The following is an 18,703-nucleotide window of genomic DNA, read 5'->3' on the forward strand; positions in this document are numbered from 1 at the left end:
CTCCCGCTCCGCCCGCCGGGCCTCCTCGCCTCTCTCCGTCAGGAATCGCCGTGTCCCACCCCTCCGCCGCCCCTCGGGCGAGCAGCACCGCACCGCGCGCCGACGCACACCGCTTCAGCTCCGTCATCAGCCGCATCGCCGAGGAGATGGGCGCACTCGCCGGCCACGGCACTCCCGCCGACTACATCCCGATGCTCGCCGACGCCGACCCCCGGCGCTTCGGCATGGCCGTCGCGGAGCCGGACGGAACCGTCTACGGCGTCGGCGACTGGCAGCAGCCGTTCTCGACGCAGTCCATCTCCAAGGTGTTCGCCCTGGCCCTGGCGCTCTCCCTGGACGGCGAGCAGATATGGCGGGGAGTCGGCCGGGAGCCTTCGGGCAACCCGTTCAACTCCCTGGTGCAGCTGGAGTACGAGAACGGCATCCCCCGTAACCCGTTCATCAACGCCGGGGCCCTCGTGGTGACCGACCGGCTCCAGGCGCTGACCGGGGACGCCGCCGGCCAGGTGCGGGAGCTGCTGCGCTCGGAGAGCGGCAATCCCGCCATCGACTTCGTACCGGAGGTCGCCGCCTCCGAAGCGGCCTTCGGCGACCGCAATGCCGCGCTGGCCCACTTCATGGCCTCCTACGGCAACATCACCCTCCGGGTCCCCGAGCTGCTTTCGGCCTACTTCCGCCAGTGCTCGATCGAGGCGTCGTGCGCGGACCTGGCCCTCTCCGCGGGGTTCCTGGCCCGGCACGGCATCCGGGCCGACGGCTCCGCGCTGCTGACCCGCAGCCAGGCGAAGCAGATCAACGCGGTCATGCTCACCTGCGGGACGTACGACGCGGCCGGAGAGTTCGCCTATCGGGTGGGGCTGCCGGGCAAGAGCGGCGTCGGCGGGGGCATCATCGCCATCGTGCCCGGAGTGTGCACCCTGTGCGTGTGGAGCCCGGGGCTCGACCGGCGCGGCAACTCGGTGGCGGGCGTGTCGGCCCTCGCCCGCTTCACCACACTCACCGGGCTGTCCGTCTTCTGACGCGTCCCGTGCGGAGAGCGGCCGGGCCGCCGCCCCGGGGCGAGGAGAGGGAAGCGCCGGGCTACCGGTCCGCCCTGGTCCAGAACTGGCGCGGCGCGTAGCCCTCGCGCCGCAGCCAGTGCTCCGTATAGACGATTCGCTCGGCGTCGATCACCACGAGGGGGCCCGACTGGGGCTCGTCGAGGGAGCGTGACCGCTCGACGTGGTCGGACTGCCAACGGAAGGCCGGCCAGTAGTGCGCGAAGTCGGGGTCGTCCTCGGACAGCACGCGAGCCCGCCCGAAGAGCTGGGCCCCTCGGCTGCTGGCCTGTCCGACCAGCGGGGCGAAGATCCCCACCGACACACGGGGGTCGGCGGCGAGGTTCCTCATCTTCGGGGAACCGGGCGCCGTACTGAACATCACCGCGAAGTCGAGGGGGAAGTACCGCACCGGTGTCGCGAGGGGCCCATCCGGGCCTGCCGTCGCGAGCACGCACATGTTCTGCGTCGACAGCAAATTGAGTATGCGTTCTTCCAGGCGCTCGCGATCGAGCCGCATCTCGGGTGACGGGCCGGCCAGCCACGGGTTGGTCACAGGCATGGTCGAGTTTCCCACACCGCATGATCACCGCATCGCGGGAGGTCGGACATCTGCTCCCAACTGCCGCCGCGGCGTTACGCCTTCAAGGCGATGAGAGGGTACAGCGGGTCCGGGCGGGGTGTGTCCTGGTCCGGCAGCGCGGCGAGGCTCCGGCACACGTCGGCCACCTGCTCCCGGGGCGCGTGGGTGCACCAGGAGATGAGGCCCGCCTCGATCACCTCGCGCCAGCCGCGGGGACTGCGGCCCTGCCCCGTGCCGGGGAACCGCGTCCGGCCCGCTGCCCCCAGTCCCTGTTCCGCCGCCCAACGGAGCAGCCGGGCGGAGTGGTCGGGCACCTGGGGTGCGTGCCGGCCGCGCAGGTCGGCGGTGACCCCGGCTATGTCGCTGTCCTCGGCGAAGTACGCGTCGTTCTTGTCGACGGTGGTGATCAGCACCCCGCCGGGCCGCAGCACCCGGGCCGCCTCGGTCAGCACGGGCACGGGGTCCGGCAGCAGGTGCAGCAGCCAGATGATCACGACGGCGTCCACCGCGTCCGACGCGAAGGGCAGCCGTGCGCCGTCGCCCCGCACGATTCCTCCCGGCACCCGCCGCGCGGCGAGCCCCAGCATCCCGGGCGAACGGTCGACGCCCACCACCGTCCGCCCCGGACGCCGAAGCCGTTCCGTCACGATGCCCGTGCCGCACGCGAGGTCCAGGACGGTGCGGGGCCCTTGTGGCAGGAGCCGCTCCACCGCGTCCGCCGCCGTCCGGGCCCTCGGCCCACCACCCCGGGACGCGTCGTAGTGCCGGGCCTCGTCGTCGTAGTCGAGCATGTCCGTCCCCTGTCCCCTGTCCCCGGCGCCGGTTCCGCTGGCTCCGCGCCGGTGTCGTGGGCACCCTACGGGCCGTGACCCGCCTCGCCTCGCCCCGACCCGTGGTCAGACGATCACGACACGGCGGCCACGCGTATGCCCCGCCCGGCTGTCGATGTGCGCGGCGGCGGCCTCGGTGAGCGGGTAGGACTTCTCCACCGGGATGTGCAGCCTGCCGCGGGAGATCAGCGCCGCCGCCTCGGCCAGCGCTTCCGGCACGCTCCCCGCCACGCCGGAGAACCGGACGCCGAACTCCGGTGCGTCCAGGTCCGCGATGGTGACCACCTTCCCCGGGTCACCGGTCAGTTCGACCAGTTCGCCGAGGACGCCCGAGCCCGCCAGGTCGAGCGCGGCGTCGACGCGGCCGAGCAGCCGCACCCGCTCGACCCAGCCCTCGCCGTACGTCGTGGCGAGCGCGCCCAGGCCGCGCAGGTACTCCTGGTTGGCGGCGCCCGCCGTGCCGATGACCGTGACGCCCCGGTCGCGGGCGATCTGCAGCACCGCCGAACCGACCCCGCCGGAAGCGCCGTTGACCAGCAGCGTCTGGCCGGGCCGGACCCCGACCTCGCGCAGGACGCGCAGCGCGGTCTCCACCACGGACGGATAGCCGGCCGCCTCCTCGAACGTCAGGCCCTGCGGCATCCGGGCCCACGCCGACAGCACGGCGAACTCGGCGTACGTGTCGGAGCCCTCGCCGAACACGTGGTCGCCGACCGCCACTCCTTCGACGCCCTCGCCCACCTCGTCCACCACTCCGGCGGCGTCGAGGCCCACTCCTGACGGCAGTTCGACCGGATGGGCACCCAGGATCTGGCCTTCGCGGATGCGCCAGTCGACGGGGTTCACTCCGGCGGCCCGTACCCGGACGCGTATCCGGCCGGGGCCCGCGTGGGGCCTTTCGGTGTCGATGAGGCGCAGTACGCCGGGGCCGCCGAACGCGGCGAAGCTCACCTTCTTCATGCTCCTTGTGCTCTCCATGCCCCGGAACCTAGCACTAACCGTTAGCTTTTCCTATCGGTTTCGGTTTTGTATTTGCTAGTGTCAGCGCATGAACGAGCCCAGCGGGCGCCGCGAGCGCAAGAAGGCCGCGACCCGCCAGAAGATCGCCGACACCGCTCTGCGGCTCTTCCTGGAACGCGGGTACGACGCCGTGGGCATCCGTGACGTGGCGGCCGAGGCGGACGTTGCCGTGACCACGCTCTTCTCCCACTTCGCCTCGAAGGAAGCGCTGGTCTTCGAGCAGGACCAGGGCTTCGAGCAGGGCCTCGTCCGGGCGGTGGCCGACCGCACGGCGGACGAGCCCCTGATTCCCGTGCTGCGCCGCGAGATCCACACCCTGGTGCGCCACTGCGCGGCGCCCGGGGCCGCCCCGGTCCGGAACATGATCGAGTCGTCGCCGTCCCTGCGGGAGTACGAGGAGTCGATGCGGCTGCGCCACGCGGAGGCGCTGGCCGCCGCGATCGCCGCCGACCTCGGCGTACCGGAGACGTCGACGGCCTGCCGGACCATCGCGAGGTTCGCGATCGACGCCTACGCGCTCGCCCGCGAGGCGGCCGATCCGCAGGCCGCGGTGGACGAGATCTTCCGGATGATCGAGGCGGCCTGGGGGGCCTCCCGCCTCGCCTGAGGAGTGTCAGGGCTCAGGCGTCCGTCCGGCGGATCCCGCCACGAGGCCCCTGCCAGTCCAGACACAGGACGGTGGCGTCGTCCTTCGGTGGCCGACCGCCGTAGGCGTCGGCCACCGCGGCGACCAAGGTGCGTACGACCTCCCGCGGATGCTCGGCCGCGGTCCGCAGCAGGAGACCGGGCAGGTCGACCGTCTCCGCCTCGCGTTCCTGCATTCCGTCGGTGAACAGCACGAGACGGTCGCCGGGGCGCAGATCGATGTCCTGTACCTCGTAAGGGCCCTGGGAGGGGAACCCGAACGGCATGTTGACGCGCAGGCCCAATTCCTCGACCGTGCCCTCGCGCAGCCGGAGCGGCCCGGGGTGGCCGGCGTTGACCATGTGGGCGCCGCTGCCGTCCAGGGCGATGCGGAGCAACTGGCCCGTGGCGTAGGTGTGGCGCCCGTGGTCGAGGAGGGCCTGATGCATGTGGCGGGCCTGTTCGGCGAGGTCCGCTCCGGCGCGGCGGGCGCCGCGGGAGGCGTTCACGACCAGGGTGGCGGTGAGGGAGGCGTCGACGTCGTGGCCCATGGCGTCGGTGACGGACAGGTGCAGGGTGTCGTGGTCGAGGCTGTAGTCGTAGGTGTCCCCGGCGATGTCGGAGGCCGGGACCAGGGCTCCGGCCAGGGTGAATTCGGCCGCCTCGCAGGAGGGGGCCGAGGGGAGGAGCTGCCGCTGGATCTCCGCCGCCAGACTGACCGTCGTGGTGCGGTTCCCCCAGTGGTAGAGGTCCGTGAAGCGGCGGTCGGTGACGATGATGTACGCCAGCGCGTGTGCGGCCTCCTCGACCTGCTCCAGCACGCTCTCGGTCACGACGTCGAGGAACAGCTCCAGCACACCGATGGTGTCACCGCGGTTGGTGACCGGCGCGAGCACGCGCTGCCCCAGCCCTCCCTCCTCCGTCAGCACCGGCTTCTGGGCGCGCAGAACCTTGTCGTAGATGCCGCTGCCGGCCAGGGGGACTCTCTCGGTCCGGTGCGCCTGGGTGGCACCGGCCGCGTCGTTGACCCGCAGCAGACGGCTGCCGACCGCGTCGACGAACAGGAACGACACGTACCGCGCACCGAACCGGGCGCGCAGATTCCGCGCCACGACATCGATCGAATCCACCGGGGCCGCGTTCTCCGCCGCCGCCAGCACTTCAGCCAGTCCCATCCGGTCATACGTCACCACAGCCTCCAAAAGTTGAGAGTGCTTCTGCCCGCTGACGCCTCTCTCATGGCACCGGTCGAGAAAGCCTGCGGTGGCGGCGAGCGATTCCGACCGGGGCGTCCGCCCGGAAGGTCGCCCGGAACGAGCCGATTCCGCCTGCGGTGTTCGACTTCGTAGGCACACCACTCCGCTTGTGGTGATATAGGCAATATTGCCCCACTGGGTGATTAGCTTCCCTGGTCGGCCCGATGACCGCCTCGACAGGGGAGCGCCATGACGCACGCCGAACCTCATCAGGCCGAGGCGGGCCCGGCGGTGGCCCTGACGCTCCTGGCGCTCACCGCGATGGTCGTCGGCTCGATGGTGGGCGCCGGGGTCGTGGCGGCGGCCGCGGGCTGGATCGAGCCCTGAGCGACCCGGCACCCACTCCGAGCGACCCCGCACCCACTCCGAGCGACCCCGTGCGCCTCTGAAAACCCCCGTCCGTTCACCGCCGTCGTCGCCGAGCGACCCCGCACCCTCCTCCGTCACCGAGTGAAAGGCCCCCCGTGAACAGCACCGCCCCCGCTTCCGCCCTCGGCGTCCACTCCGAGGTGGGACGTCTGCGCAAGGTCCTGGTCTGCGCCCCCGGACTGGCCCACCGCCGGCTGACCCCGACCAACTCCGGCGACCTGCTCTTCGACGACGTGATGTGGGTGGAGAACGCCCAGCGCGACCACGCCGACTTCGTCGCCCAGCTCACCGCGCGCGGCGTGGAGGTCGTCGAACTGCACGATCTGCTCGCCGCCACGGTGGCCGTGCCCGAGGCCCGGGCGTGGCTCCTGGACCGGAAGATCACCGCCAACGAGGTGGGCCTCGGCCTGATCGACGACACCCGCGCCTTCCTGGAGACCCTGACCCCGCGGCAACTCGCGGAGTACCTGATCGGCGGCCTCGCCACCGCCGACCTCCCCGACGCGTTCCGCTCGGGGTACGTGGCGCTCGCCCGCGAGGGGGCCGGGGCGCGGGAGTACCTGATGCCGCCGCTGCCCAACACCCTGTACACCCGTGACACCACCTGCTGGCTGTACGGCGGAGTGACGCTGAACCCGCTCTACTGGTCCGCCCGGCGTGACGAGACCCTGCTGATGAAGGCGATCTACACCTTCCACCCCGACTTCCGGGGCAGCACCGTCTGGTGGGGCGACCCCGAGAAGGACTGGGGCCAGGCCACGTTCGAGGGCGGGGACATCATGCCCGTCGGCAACGGCGTCGTCCTCATGGGCATGAGCGAACGGACCTCCCGCCAGGCCGTCACGCAGGTCGCGGCCGCGCTGTTCGAGCAGGGCGCGGCCGAGCACGTGATCGTCGCCGGGATGCCGAAGCTGCGCTCGGCGATGCACCTGGACACGGTGTTCACCTTCGCGGACCGGGACATCGTCACGCTGTACCCGCGCATCATGGACGGCGTCCGCGCCTTCTCGCTGCGGCCGTCCGACCTGGCACCCGGCATCGAGATCACCGATGAGGGCGGCACCCCGTTCACCGAGGTCGTGGCCCGCGCCCTGGGCCTGTCCCGGCTGAGGGTGATCGAGACGGGCGGCGACGTCTACGCCTCGGAGCGCCAGCAGTGGGACAGCGGCAACAACGCGGTGGCGCTGGAGCCCGGCGTGGTCTTCACCTACGACCGCAACACCCAGACGAACGCGCTGCTGCGCCGGGCCGGTGTGGAGGTCATCACCATCGTCGGGGCGGAGCTGGGCCGGGGCAGGGGCGGCGGGCACTGCATGACGTGTCCGCTGATCCGCGACGCGGTGACGTTCTGACCCAGGGACCACCGTACGTCGCCGTCACCTCGCGCTTGGCCAATTGGCCGTGTAGGCAAAGGACTTCGGGGCACACGATCGACAGGCCGGTCCGCCTCGGGACCGGATTCCGGCGCGACCGTCCCGAAGGAGCGACAGATGGCTACGCAGTACGGCGACCAGCCGACCGGGCAGGGGCACCACGGTGCGCAGCGGGGAGGCGCCGAAGGCAACGTCTTCAGCATCATCGCGATGGTCCTGGGCGTGATCGGGCTGATCTTCCTGCCGATCGTCTTCGCCCTGGGCGGTCTGGTCATGGCCATCATCGCCAAGGCCGTGCGGCACGAGCGGCTCGCCACGGTCGCCATCGTGGTCAGTGCCGTCGGACTGGTCGGCGGAATGGTCCTCGGCGCCATCTTCGCCAGTATGTGAGCGAGCCGAGCGATGTCGACGAGCCCGGGGCGGGCCCCGCCCCGGGCTCCCGGTGTGTGCCCGGCGCCCGACGGACTCACCCCGCCGAGGCGGTCACCCCTCCGGCGTACGCGACAATGGAGCCATGACCACGCTCGCCCCCGCCCTCCCGCAGCTCCGCATCGGACCGCACATCGTGCGGCCGCCGGTCGTGCTGGCCCCGATGGCCGGCATCACCAACGCCCCGTTCCGGACGCTGTGCCGGGAGTTCTCAGGCGGCAAGGGGCTGTTCGTCAGCGAGATGATCACCACGCGGGCGCTGGTCGAGCGCAACGAGAAGACCATGCAGCTCATCCACTTCGACGCGACCGAGACCCCGCGCTCGATCCAGCTGTACGGAGTGGACCCGGTCACCGTCGGCAAGGCGGTCCGGATGATCGTCGACGAGGATCTGGCCGACCACATCGACCTGAACTTCGGCTGCCCGGTCCCCAAGGTCACGCGCAAGGGCGGCGGCTCCGCGCTCCCGTACAAGCGGCCCCTGCTGCGGGCCATCCTCAGGGAAGCCGTGTCGGGCGCCGGGGGCCTCCCGGTCACCATCAAGATGCGCAAGGGCATCGACGACGACCACCTCACCTTCCTCGACGCCGGCCGCATCGCCGTCGAGGAGGGCGTCACCGCCGTCGCCCTGCACGGGCGCACCACCGCCCAGCACTACGGCGGCACCGCCGACTGGGACGCCATCGCCCGGCTCAAGGAGCACGTGCCGGAGATCCCCGTGCTCGGCAACGGCGACATCTGGTGCGCGGACGACGCCCTGCGGATGATGCGGGAGACCGGCTGCGACGGTGTCGTCGTCGGGCGCGGCTGCCTGGGGCGGCCCTGGCTCTTCGCCGACCTGGTGAGCGCCATGGAGGGCCGCGAGGCCCGGCACGCGCCCGCCCTGCGCGAGGTCGCGGACGTCATGGTGCGCCACGCGACGCTGCTGGGGGAGTGGATCGGCGACGAGGCCCGCGGCGTGATCGACTTCCGCAAGCACGTGGCCTGGTATCTCAAGGGCTTCGCGGTCGGCTCCGAGATGCGCAAGAAGCTGGCGGTCACCTCGTCGCTGGAGGAGCTGAGCGGCCAGCTGCACGAGCTGGACCTCGATCAGCCCTGGCCGGACGGCGCCGACGGGCCCCGCGGCCGCACCTCGGGCAACAACCGGGTCGTCCTGCCGGACGGTTGGCTGAAGGACCCGTACGACTGCGCGGGCGTCAGCGCCGACGCGGAGCTGGACACCTCCGGCGGCTGATCCCGTACCGGCCCTCCCCGCACAAGACCTCCCCGCACAAGACCTCCCCGCACAAGACCTCACCGCGCAAGACCTCACCCCCTCGCCCCTTCATGCCCTCATGCCTTCCTGCCCACGTCCGGCGCGGCGTGGCGTGGCGGCGTGTCCGGGGATCCGGTTCGGCGTCGGAGCCCGCGCGGGGGCGGACCGTCGCCCGTAGCCTGGAAGAGGCCGCCCCCGGGGTGCTCAGCGACTGCCCGAGGCGTCCGGATCCTGAAATCCGAGGTCCGAAACGAGCGTGATTCACGCCACCCTTGATCGGGGTTGCGCTCAGATGAGCGTTTTCGATCTGGCTGCACTTCTGGAAGACGTGGCACTCAGTGCCACTTAGCTGGATTCAAGAACTGAACTCACATGGTGAGTCGTGCGCTCAGGTGAGCGGAAACGGTCAAGTTTCGGCCATGTCGCATTCGGGAGGTGAAGGCGGAACGTCAGGTGCCTCGGCCGGGCGAGCCTTTCGATCTGCTGGCGGACGGGTGGTTGCGGCCGTATGACGACCAAGTGGACGTACCCATCCACCTTCGATCTGGGTATGTTCCTCGCCGTCAGGGCAGCCACCGCGTCCTCGAGGAGTCGAGACCCGTGTCGGAAAACAAAGATCCCCAGAAGTTCGTCTACGACTTCACCGAGGGCAACAAGGATCTGAAGGATCTTCTGGGCGGCAAGGGCGCCAACCTCGCCGAGATGACCAACCTCGGGTTGCCCGTCCCTCCGGGCTTCACGATCACCACCGAGGCCTGCAAGGTCTACCTGGACAGCGGCGACGCGCCGACCGCGCTGCGCGACGAGGTGAGTGCGCACCTCACGGCGCTGGAAGAGCGCATGGGCAAGCGGCTCGGCCAGGCCGACGACCCGCTGCTGGTCTCCGTCCGCTCCGGCGCCAAGTTCTCCATGCCGGGCATGATGGACACGGTCCTGAACATCGGCCTCTCCGACGCCTCGGTGGTCGGTCTCGCCACCCAGTCCGGCGACGAGCGCTTCGCCTGGGACTCCTACCGCCGGCTCATCCAGATGTTCGGCAAGACCGTCCTCGGGGTCGACGGCGACCTCTTCGAGGAGGCGCTGGAGGACGCCAAGGCGGCCAAGAAGGTCACGGTCGACACCGACCTGGCCGCGGCCGACCTCAAGAAGCTCGTCAAGCAGTTCAAGAAGATCGTCGAGTCCGAGGCCGGACGCGCGTTCCCGCAGGACGCCCGCGAGCAGATGGACCTGGCCATAAACGCGGTCTTCGACTCGTGGAACACCGACCGGGCCAAGCTCTACCGCCGCCAGGAGCGCATCCCCGGCGACCTCGGCACGGCCGTCAACGTCTGTTCGATGGTCTTCGGCAACCTGGGCCCCGACTCCGGCACGGGCGTCGCCTTCACCCGCGACCCGGCCAGCGGCCACCAGGGCGTCTACGGCGACTACCTCCAGAACGCGCAGGGCGAGGACGTCGTCGCCGGCATCCGCAACACGGTGCCGCTCGCCGACCTGGAGTCGATCGACAAGAAGTCGTACGACCAGCTCATGCAGATCATGGAGACCCTGGAGAACCACTACAAGGATCTCTGCGACATCGAGTTCACCATCGAGCGCGGCCAGCTCTGGATGCTCCAGACCCGGGTCGGCAAGCGCACCGCCGGCGCCGCCTTCCGGATCGCCACCCAGCTCGTGGACCAGGGCCTGATCGATGAGGCCGAGGCCCTCCAGCGCGTCAACGGCGCCCAGCTCGCCCAGCTGATGTTCCCGCGCTTCGACGACGAGGCGAAGACCGAACTGCTCGGCCGGGGCATCGCCGCGTCCCCGGGCGCCGCCGTCGGCAAGGCCGTCTTCGACTCGTACACCGCGATCAAGTGGTCCCGCTCCGGCGAGAAGGTCATCCTGATCCGTCGCGAGACCAACCCCGACGACCTCGAAGGCATGATCGCCGCCGAGGGCATCCTGACCTCGCGCGGCGGCAAGACCTCGCACGCGGCGGTCGTGGCGCGCGGCATGGGCAAGACCTGTGTCTGCGGCGCCGAGGACCTGGAGGTCGACACCAAGCGACGCCGGATGACGGTCGGCGGCCGGGTGATCGAGGAGGGCGACCTCGTCTCCATCGACGGCTCCACCGGCAAGGTCTACCTGGGCGAGGTACCCGTCGTACCGTCCCCGGTCGTCGAGTACTTCGAGGGCAGGATGCACGCCGGGGCCGACGACGCCGACGAACTGGTCGCCGCCGTGCACCGGATCATGGCGTACGCGGACCGGGTGCGCCGGCTGCGCGTGCGGGCCAACGCCGACAACGCCGAGGACGCCCTGCGCGCCCGCCGCTTCGGCGCCCAGGGCATCGGCCTGTGCCGCACCGAGCACATGTTCCTCGGCGAGCGCCGCGAGATGGTCGAGAAGCTGATCCTCGCGGACACCGACGACGAGCGCGAGACCGCGCTGGCCGCTCTTCTCCCGCTCCAGAAGGCCGACTTCATCGAGCTGTTCGAGTCGATGGACGGCCTGCCCGTCACCGTCCGCCTCCTCGACCCGCCGCTGCACGAGTTCCTCCCCGACATCACCGAACTGTCGGTCCGCGTCGCGCTCGCCGAGTCCCGCAAGGACGCCAACGAGAACGACCTGCGCCTGCTCCAGGCCGTGCACAAGCTGCACGAGCAGAACCCGATGCTGGGGCTGCGCGGGGTGCGCCTCGGCCTCGTCATCCCCGGCCTGTTCGCGATGCAGGTGCGGGCCATCGCCGAGGCCGCCGCCCAGCGCAAGAACGCCAAGGGCGACCCGCGCGCCGAGATCATGATTCCGCTCGTCGGCACGGTCCAGGAGCTGGAGATCGTCCGCGAGGAGGCCGACCGGGTCATCGCCGAGGTGCAGGCGGCCACCGGCACCGACCTCAAGCTGACCATCGGCACCATGATCGAGCTGCCGCGCGCCGCGCTGACGGCGGGCCAGATCGCCGAGGCCGCGCAGTTCTTCTCCTTCGGCACGAACGACCTGACCCAGACGGTGTGGGGCTTCTCCCGCGACGACGTGGAGGCCTCGTTCTTCACCGCGTACCTGGAGAAGGGCATCTTCGGGGTCTCCCCGTTCGAGACGATCGACAAGGACGGCGTCGGCGCGCTGGTCCGCAGCGCCGTCGAGGCCGGCCGGGCCACCCGCCCGGACCTCAAGCTCGGCGTCTGCGGCGAGCACGGCGGAGACCCGGAGTCGGTGCACTTCTTCCACGAGGTGGGCCTGGACTACGTCTCCTGCTCGCCGTTCCGCATCCCCGTAGCCCGCCTGGAGGCGGGCCGGGCCGCAGCCGAGTCCCGGGGCAGTGACAGCCGCTGACCCGGACTCACCGGTCGGTGGCTGCACGAACAGCCTCCGACCTCATGGGCAGGGCTGCACGAACAGCCCTGCCCACCGACCAGGGCCGCATGGACGGCCCGATCCTCCGGGGCCGCCCCCGAAGCCGAGTCCGGCCCTCACCGGCTCATCGGCCCGGCGGCGGCCCCGGAACACCGAGAAGCGGCGGCACCCTGTGCGGGGGTGCCGCCGCTTCGCCCTGTGCCGCCCGTGGCGGTTCCGTACGGGAGTGGCGTGTGCGGAAATGGCGGGCGATACGGGGAAGTCGTCAGAAGCGCGCACCGAATGCCGCGCGAAGAATGTGGCGCAGAGCACATTGCTTCGTTTAAGGCGCAAAGAAATTCGGGTGACCGGTCGGGGACCGGGGTGCGGTCCATGGATCCCCACCCATGGACCGCACCCGGCTTACCCCCGTCGGGTACGGAGCCGCACCGTCGCCCACCGCCGCCGAACACACAAAGCCCCCCACGGCCTTCACGTGCTCATCCGGTGGACACCGGATGCGTACCCGACGTCGTACAGCTTTTCGGGTGGAGCGGAACGGGGCGAGACCTTTCACTTCTGGCCGAAACCCCGTGGTGACCTCCTGTGACGGTCCGCATACCCTTCGGTGGGGGCAATTGCGGATGCAACAGGTGGGGGAGCGGTGCTGCGTATCCATGTGTCCAGGCTGGACCTTTCGCGGGTGCGGATGGCCACGAGGCCGGACGCGCTGTGGGAAACCATTCTCAGTTTTCACCGGATCAGGGACCGGCGTGCTTCGACGGTGTTCGGGAAATGGCGTTCGGAATCCCGGGCGCGGTTGAATGGTGAAGCACAGTTGCTGGCGGCGGTCGTCCCGCCCCGGGGCTATTTCCCGGATTTTCTGACACCCTCCCAGGAGGGCGCCGAGCCTTTCGGGCTCGACGTCGGAATGGAGGCGCTGCGCGACACGCCCGCCGACCGCGTCCACGCGGAGCTGGAGCTGCTGGCCGCCGGCCGGATACGCCAGCGGGCCGGCCTGTCCGCCGGCCCGCGTCAACGGGACCCCGGGGCGGGACGAGCGAGCGCGACGCTGCCCGCTGTGCTCATGGAGGGCCGTGCCGAGCCGCTCGCCCGGCTCATCGGGGCCCTCCGCAGCTACCACCACGCGGCCGTGGAGCCCTACTGGCCGCACATCCGGGCCAGTGTCGAGGCGGACCGGGCCCTGCGCGGCCGGGCTCTGCTGGACGGCGGGGCGGACGGGCTCCTGGCCGCCCTGCCGCCGATGATCCGCTGGCGTTCGCCCGTGCTGGAGGCGGACTACCCGTTCGACCGCGATCTGCACCTGGACGGGCGCGGACTGCTGCTCCAGCCGTCCTTCTTCTGCCGGGGCACACCCGTGGTCTACCGCGACCCGTCGCTCCCGCCGGTGCTCGTCTACCCGGTGGCCAACCCCGGAGCCCCGGTCTTCGCCGAGCCGGGGCCCTGGCTCGGCCGACTCGTCGGACACACCCGCTCGGCCGTCCTCTCCTCCATCGGCGACGGCTGCACCACCAGCGAACTCGCCCGCCGGGCCGGGGTGTCGCTGGCCTCCGCGAGCCAGCACGCCTCCGTGCTGCGCGAGGCGGGCCTGGTCCTGACGCTGCGGCACGGCAGCTCGGTCCTGCACACGCTGACCCCGCTCGGCGGCTCCCTGCTGCGCGGCGGCGCCCCGCTCGCCCTGCCCTGAGCGGTCCCGCTCCCGGAGCGCCGCGAAGATCCGTCCGCGGGACGGCGATGAGTTCTGTGCGGCCCCGCCGTCTAACCATCGAAAGCGCCGGACGGACCACCGCGGGCGCCACGGGACAGAGGAAGAGGAGACGACCATGGCTCAGATGATCTTCGTGAACCTGCCGGTGAAGGACCTGGAGACCACCAAGGGCTTCTTCGAGAAGCTCGGCTACGGCTTCAATCCGGCGTTCAGCGACGACAGGACGGCCTGTCTGGTCATCAGCGACACCATCTTCGCCATGCTGATGACGGAACCGCGCTTCAAGGACTTCACCAAGAAGGATGTCGCCGACGCCTCGAAGACCACCGAGGTCATCCTGGCCCTGAGCTGCGACAGCCGCGAGGAGGTCGACCGGCTGGCGGACGCCGCCCTGGCCTCCGGCGGATCCCCGGCGGGCGAGACGCAGGACCTCGGCTTCATGTACGGCCGCTCCTTCCAGGACCCCGACCACCACATCTGGGAGGTCATCTGGATGGACCCGGCCGCCGCCGCCGGGGACCAGGGCTGAGCCGCGGGACGTGCGCCGGGCCGGCGGACGGGCGCCGGCGCACGTGGGGCGTCCGCGTCAGCCGCGGAAGGGCCCCTTCACCTCATACGTGATGCCCCCGGACGAGCTTCCGCTCGTCCCGCGCTGCGAGGAGAAGTAGAGCCGCCCGCCGTCCGGCGAGAACGCGGGCCCGGTGATCTCCGAACCGGACTGGCCGGTGATCCGCAGGAACGGGGCCACCGTGTCGTCCGGCGTGATCAGGCAGATCTCCATGTTCCCGCCGTCCTCCGCGATGTAGAGGTCCCCGGACCCGGACCGCGTGACGTTGTCCACCCCGGTCAGCGGGGCCGAGCCGCCCGTCACCAGCGAGTCGTCGTAGGCGAGCGAGATCGACGAGGCGTTCGCGTCGTACGCCCACACCCGGTTGTCGCCCTTGGTGGTGAACCAGCAGGTGCCCGCCGCGTAGAAGCAGCCCTCACCGCCGTTGAACACCTTCGCGCCGGACACCTGGTGCCGCGTCTGGGTGGAGGAGGCGGCCGGGTCCGGCACGTTCGCCCAGGTGACCGGAGTGGAGGTGGCCGTGCCCGCGACCAGCACCTGGAGGGTGCCGCTCGAAAGATTCCCCCAGGTGGTGGGCCGGAAGCGGTAGAAGCGGCCGTCGCTCTCGTCCTCGGTGAGGTAGACGTACCCGTGGTCCGGGTCGGCGGCGGCGGCCTCGTGCTTGAAGCGGCCCATCGCGGGACGCCGCACCGCCGCGTTCACGCCCCAGGGGTCGGTCTCGTAGACGTACCCGCGGGTGACCTCCTCGCAGGACAGCCAGGTCTTCCACGGGGTGGCGCCGCCCGCGCAGTTGTTGTTCGTGTCCGCCAGGATCCGGTAGGCGGACGTCACCGTCCCCGAGGAGTCGAACCTCACCGCGCTCGCCCCGCCCCCGCTGCTCGGGGACACCTCGGCGTTGGAGACGTAGATCCAGCCCGAGCCGTCGGCGTAGGTCGCCCCGCCGTCGGGCGCGCTGTGCCAGCGGTAGGAGGTGCCGGGCACGGTCTGCCCGGATCGGGCGATGATGCGGCTGGTGAAGCCGCTGGGCAGTTGGATTCCGTTGCCGTTGGCCGACTGGAGCGCGCCGTACGGGCCGGGGGCCGGCTGGGCCGGGTCGGCGAAGGCGGCGCCCCGCCACAGCGTGCCGCCGAAGGCCGCCGCCGAGCTGCCGATCACCGCGGTGCGCAAGAAGGTCCGACGTTCCACGATCACTCCACGCATGAGTGTGGGCCCGCCGCTCCGGACGGGCCGGCGGGTCGCGCGTCAGGACTGTAGGGGAGCGGAGTTGACGGAGCGTCAAGCGCGGGTGAACGGGCGGCGGAGGAGTTGCACAGGCCGCGTCTCCCGCGGCCCGGCACCCCCCGGCCGGCCGGTCAGTCCGCCCGTACGGCGAAGACCGGCACCGCCGCCCCCTCGTCGTCCAGGCACGCGCCCGTCGCCAGGTCGAAGCGCTGCTTCAGCAGCGGCGAGGCCACGAACGGCCGCCCCCCTGCCGAGCCGAGCAGGCCGCGCGAGAGGACGTACGCCCCCGTGAACGGGTCCCGGTTGCCGATCGCGTACACCCGGCCGCCCCGGTCCATGAAGACGGCCGCCTGGTCCCCGTCCGGCAGCAGCACCGCCACGCCCCGCCCGGGGGTCAGCAGGGACCGGTCGCAGACCGTCAGCCAGTCCTTCCCGTGGGCGAGCCGGACGCATCCGGTGTCCTGCGCTGTCGTGATCGTCGCGGCGGTCATCAGGATGCGGTCCCTTCGAGGGTGCGGACGGCGAGCACGGGTCCCGCGAGCAGTTCCAGGTCCGGCTTGATCTGGTCCCTCTCCGGCACGAACCTCACCGAGGGGTCGGGGGCGTCGGGGGCGTTGACGAAAGTGACGAAGCGCCGCAGCCGCTCCGGGTCGTCGATGGTCTCGGCCCACTCGTCGCGGTATCCGGCGACATGGTCGGCCATCATCCGCTCCAGCTCCTCGCAGAGTCCCAGCGAGTCGTGGACGACCACGTCCCGGACGTGGTCCAGGCCGCCGTCGATCCGCTCCAGCCACGCGGAGGTGCGCTCCAGGCGGTCGGCGGTGCGGATGTAGAACATCAGGAACCGGTCGATGAGCCGCACCAGTTCGGCGTCGGAGAGGTCCTGGGCCAGCAGGTCCGCGTGGCGCGGGGTGGCCCCGCCGTTGCCGCCCACGTACAGATTCCAGCCCTGGGCGGTGGCGATGATCCCGAAGTCCTTGCCCCGGGCCTCCGCGCACTCGCGGGCGCACCCGGAGACCGCCGACTTCAGCTTGTGCGGGGCGCGCAGGCCCCGGTAGCGCAGCTCCAGGTCGATCGCCATCCTCACCGAGTCCTGCACGCCGTAGCGGCACCAGGTCTGCCCCACACAGGACTTCACCGTGCGCAGCGACTTCCCGTACGCGTGCCCGGACTCGAAGCCCGCGTCCACCAGCCGGGTCCAGATCAGCGGCAGCTGATCGACCCGGGCGCCGAAGAGGTCGATGCGCTGGCCGCCGGTGATCTTCGTGTAGAGGCCGAAGTCGCGGGCCACCTCACCGATGACGATGAGCTTCTCCGGGGTGATCTCACCGCCGGGGATGCGGGGCACGATCGAATACGATCCGTTGCGCTGGAGGTTGGCCAGAAAGTGGTCGTTGGTGTCCTGGAGTGCCGCCTGCTCGCCGTCCAGCACATAGCCGCTCGCGCCCACGGTCGGCGCGAGCGAGGCGATGACCGAGCCGACCGTCGGCTTGCAGACCTCGCAGCCGTCCCCGCCGCGCGCCTCCTCGCGTCCGTGCGAGTCGAGCAGGGAGGCGAAGGTGGTGACCTCCAGGGTGCGGACGATCTCGTACAGCTCGCTGCGGCTGTACGGGAAGCAGCCGCACAGCCCCGCGTCCGCCGGCGGCGGCATCAGCTGCCCGATCACCTTCAGGCAACTGCCGCAGCCCGTACCGGCCTTGGTGCACTTCTTCACCTCGGGCAGCGTGGTGTGCTCGCAGATCGCGCCCTTGGTCACGTTGTGACAGGAGCAGATCACCGCCTCGTCCGGCAGCGCGGAGGGGCCGAGCGCCACCGGGCCGCCCGCCCCGGCCGGCAGCACCAACTGCTCGGGGGCGACCGGCAACACCGTGCCCGTCATCGGCCGCAGCGTGCCGTACTGGTCCGCGTCCCCGACCAGCACCCCGCCCAGCAGCGTCCCGTCCGGCCCGATCACCAGCTTCTTGTAGACCCCCGACCGGGCGTCGGAGTACACGACGTCGAGCGCCCCCTCGGCGCTCCCGTGCGCGTCGCCGAACGAGGCCACGTCCACGCCGAGCAGCTTCAGCTTCGTCGACAGGTCCGCCCCCGTGAACGCGGACCGGCCGCCCGCGATCACCTCGGCCGCCGCCTGGGCCATCTCGTAGCCCGGCGCGACCAGCCCGTAGACCCGGCCGTCGGCGGCCAGAGCGCACTCGCCGATCGCGAACACCGCCGGGTCGGAGGTCCGGCACTCCTCGTCCACGACGATCCCGCCACGCTCCCCGACGGCCAGACCGCACTCCCGGGCCAGCTGGTCCCGGGGCCGCACCCCCGCCGAGAAGACCACCAGGTCGACGTCGAGCGAGGAACCGTCGGAGAGGGCCATACCGGTCACCGCCCCGTCCTCGTCCGCGGTGACCTCCTGTGTACCGACCCCGGTGTGCACCGCGAGGCCCAGGTCCTCGATCGTGCGCAGCAGCGCCGCGCCCCCGCCCTCGTCCACCTGGACCGGCATCAGCCGCGGGGCGAACTCCACCACGTGGGTGGCGAGCCCGAGCCCCTTCAGCGCCCCGGCCGCCTCCAGTCCGAGCAGACCGCCGCCCACCACCGCACCGGTGGCCGCGCCCTTCGCGTACTCCTCGATCGCGAGGAGGTCCTCGATCGTCCGGTACACGAAGCAGCCCCGGGCGTCCTTCCCCGGCACCGGGGGCACGAAGGGGTACGAGCCCGTCGCCAGCACCAGCGTGTCGTACGGGAACACCGCTCCGGACCGCGCGGTCACCGTCCGCCCCGCCCGGTCGACGCCCGTCGCCGGGTCGCCGACGTACAGCTCGATGCCGTGCCGTTCCATGAAGTCCGCCTCCACCAGGGAGAGGTCCTCGGGGCTCCGCCCGTCGAAGTACGAGGTGAGCCGCACCCGGTCGTAGGCGGGCCGGGGCTCCTCGCAGAGCACGACGACCCGGGCGGCGCCGGCCGCGGGGGTCAGCCCGTGGTCGGCGAGGGTCTCCAGGAACCGCTGGGCGACCATGCCGTGCCCGACGACCACGATCGTCGGAACGGCGCTGTGCGCCAGGGCGTTCGGGGGGGTGGGCTCCGGCATCTCAGTGACCTCCGTCGG

Annotated in this window: 16 protein-coding genes; 9 read left to right on the top strand and 7 right to left on the bottom strand. The window is 71.4% G+C overall.

Going from position 1 to position 18,703, the window contains the following annotated elements:
- Positions 1-50: 50 nt before the first annotated feature.
- A complete protein-coding gene (locus ACIRJT_RS22590) occupies positions 51-1,019 on the top strand; it encodes a glutaminase (protein WP_403911749.1) in 969 nt (322 codons plus the stop codon).
- A 61-nt stretch (positions 1,020-1,080) separates the two neighbouring features.
- On the opposite strand, the gene ACIRJT_RS22595 is transcribed toward ACIRJT_RS22590, so the two are convergent.
- The 3 genes from ACIRJT_RS22595 to ACIRJT_RS22605 all read right to left on the bottom strand — a co-directional run bounded on the left by ACIRJT_RS22595 (position 1,081) and on the right by ACIRJT_RS22605 (position 3,410).
- Positions 1,081-1,599 (bottom strand): pyridoxamine 5'-phosphate oxidase family protein, encoded by a 519-nt coding sequence (locus ACIRJT_RS22595; protein ID WP_403911751.1) that lies wholly within the window; start codon positions 1,597-1,599, stop codon positions 1,081-1,083.
- 74 nt (positions 1,600-1,673) lie between these two features.
- A complete protein-coding gene (locus tag ACIRJT_RS22600) occupies positions 1,674-2,411 on the bottom strand; it encodes a class I SAM-dependent methyltransferase (protein ID WP_403911753.1) in 738 nt (245 codons plus the stop codon).
- A 105-nt stretch (positions 2,412-2,516) separates the two neighbouring features.
- Complete coding sequence (locus ACIRJT_RS22605; RefSeq protein ID WP_403912042.1) at positions 2,517-3,410, bottom strand: NADP-dependent oxidoreductase; 894 nt, start codon at positions 3,408-3,410, stop codon at positions 2,517-2,519.
- Between the two features lie 88 nt (positions 3,411-3,498).
- Between ACIRJT_RS22605 and ACIRJT_RS22610 the strand changes: the two genes are divergently transcribed.
- Positions 3,499-4,077 carry a TetR/AcrR family transcriptional regulator gene (locus ACIRJT_RS22610; RefSeq protein ID WP_403911755.1) on the top strand — a complete coding sequence of 193 codons (579 nt, stop codon included), beginning with the start codon at positions 3,499-3,501 and terminating at the stop codon, positions 4,075-4,077.
- Positions 4,078-4,090: 13 nt separating this feature from the next.
- Here the strand turns inward: ACIRJT_RS22610 and ACIRJT_RS22615 are convergent, their stop codons facing one another.
- Positions 4,091-5,269 (bottom strand): PP2C family protein-serine/threonine phosphatase, encoded by a 1,179-nt coding sequence (locus ACIRJT_RS22615; RefSeq protein ID WP_403911757.1) that lies wholly within the window; start codon positions 5,267-5,269, stop codon positions 4,091-4,093.
- A gap of 270 nt (positions 5,270-5,539) precedes the next feature.
- Between ACIRJT_RS22615 and ACIRJT_RS22620 the strand changes: the two genes are divergently transcribed.
- From ACIRJT_RS22620 to ACIRJT_RS22650, 7 genes are all read left to right on the top strand, one after another.
- A complete protein-coding gene (locus tag ACIRJT_RS22620) occupies positions 5,540-5,677 on the top strand; it encodes a hypothetical protein (protein ID WP_403911759.1) in 138 nt (45 codons plus the stop codon).
- Positions 5,678-5,814: 137 nt separating this feature from the next.
- Complete coding sequence (locus tag ACIRJT_RS22625; RefSeq protein ID WP_403911760.1) at positions 5,815-7,071, top strand: arginine deiminase; 1,257 nt, start codon at positions 5,815-5,817, stop codon at positions 7,069-7,071.
- A gap of 138 nt (positions 7,072-7,209) precedes the next feature.
- The gene (locus tag ACIRJT_RS22630) at positions 7,210-7,482 is read left to right on the top strand and encodes a hypothetical protein (protein ID WP_403911761.1); all 273 of its coding nucleotides are present in this window, start codon (positions 7,210-7,212) and stop codon (positions 7,480-7,482) included.
- Between the two features lie 124 nt (positions 7,483-7,606).
- Positions 7,607-8,755, top strand: coding sequence for a tRNA dihydrouridine synthase DusB (dusB, locus tag ACIRJT_RS22635; RefSeq protein ID WP_403911762.1), 1,149 nt, complete (start codon positions 7,607-7,609; stop codon positions 8,753-8,755).
- Between the two features lie 621 nt (positions 8,756-9,376).
- On the top strand, positions 9,377-12,088 hold the full coding sequence (gene ppdK, locus ACIRJT_RS22640) for a pyruvate, phosphate dikinase (RefSeq protein WP_403911763.1): 2,712 nt from the start codon (positions 9,377-9,379) through the stop codon (positions 12,086-12,088).
- A gap of 664 nt (positions 12,089-12,752) precedes the next feature.
- Complete coding sequence (locus tag ACIRJT_RS22645) at positions 12,753-13,796, top strand: ArsR/SmtB family transcription factor (protein WP_403911765.1); 1,044 nt, start codon at positions 12,753-12,755, stop codon at positions 13,794-13,796.
- Positions 13,797-13,932: 136 nt separating this feature from the next.
- Positions 13,933-14,346, top strand: a complete 414-nt coding sequence (locus ACIRJT_RS22650) for a VOC family protein (RefSeq protein ID WP_403911767.1) — start codon at positions 13,933-13,935, stop codon at positions 14,344-14,346.
- A gap of 57 nt (positions 14,347-14,403) precedes the next feature.
- Here ACIRJT_RS22650 and ACIRJT_RS22655 read toward each other — a convergent pair whose 3' ends face one another.
- The 3 genes from ACIRJT_RS22655 to nirB form a co-directional block, all read right to left on the bottom strand.
- Positions 14,404-15,570: an alkaline phosphatase PhoX gene (locus ACIRJT_RS22655; RefSeq protein ID WP_403911769.1), complete on the bottom strand. Its 1,167-nt coding sequence runs from the start codon at positions 15,568-15,570 to the stop codon at positions 14,404-14,406.
- A 167-nt stretch (positions 15,571-15,737) separates the two neighbouring features.
- On the bottom strand, positions 15,738-16,097 hold the full coding sequence (gene nirD / locus ACIRJT_RS22660; RefSeq protein WP_403911771.1) for a nitrite reductase small subunit NirD: 360 nt from the start codon (positions 16,095-16,097) through the stop codon (positions 15,738-15,740).
- Complete coding sequence (gene nirB / locus ACIRJT_RS22665; RefSeq protein WP_403911772.1) at positions 16,097-18,685, bottom strand: nitrite reductase large subunit NirB; 2,589 nt, start codon at positions 18,683-18,685, stop codon at positions 16,097-16,099. The genes nirD and nirB overlap by 1 nt, the downstream gene beginning before the upstream one ends.
- Positions 18,686-18,703: the final 18 nt, after the last annotated feature.

Source organism: Streptomyces sp. NPDC102283, assembly GCF_044766265.1.
Lineage (GTDB): Bacteria > Actinomycetota > Actinomycetes > Streptomycetales > Streptomycetaceae > Streptomyces.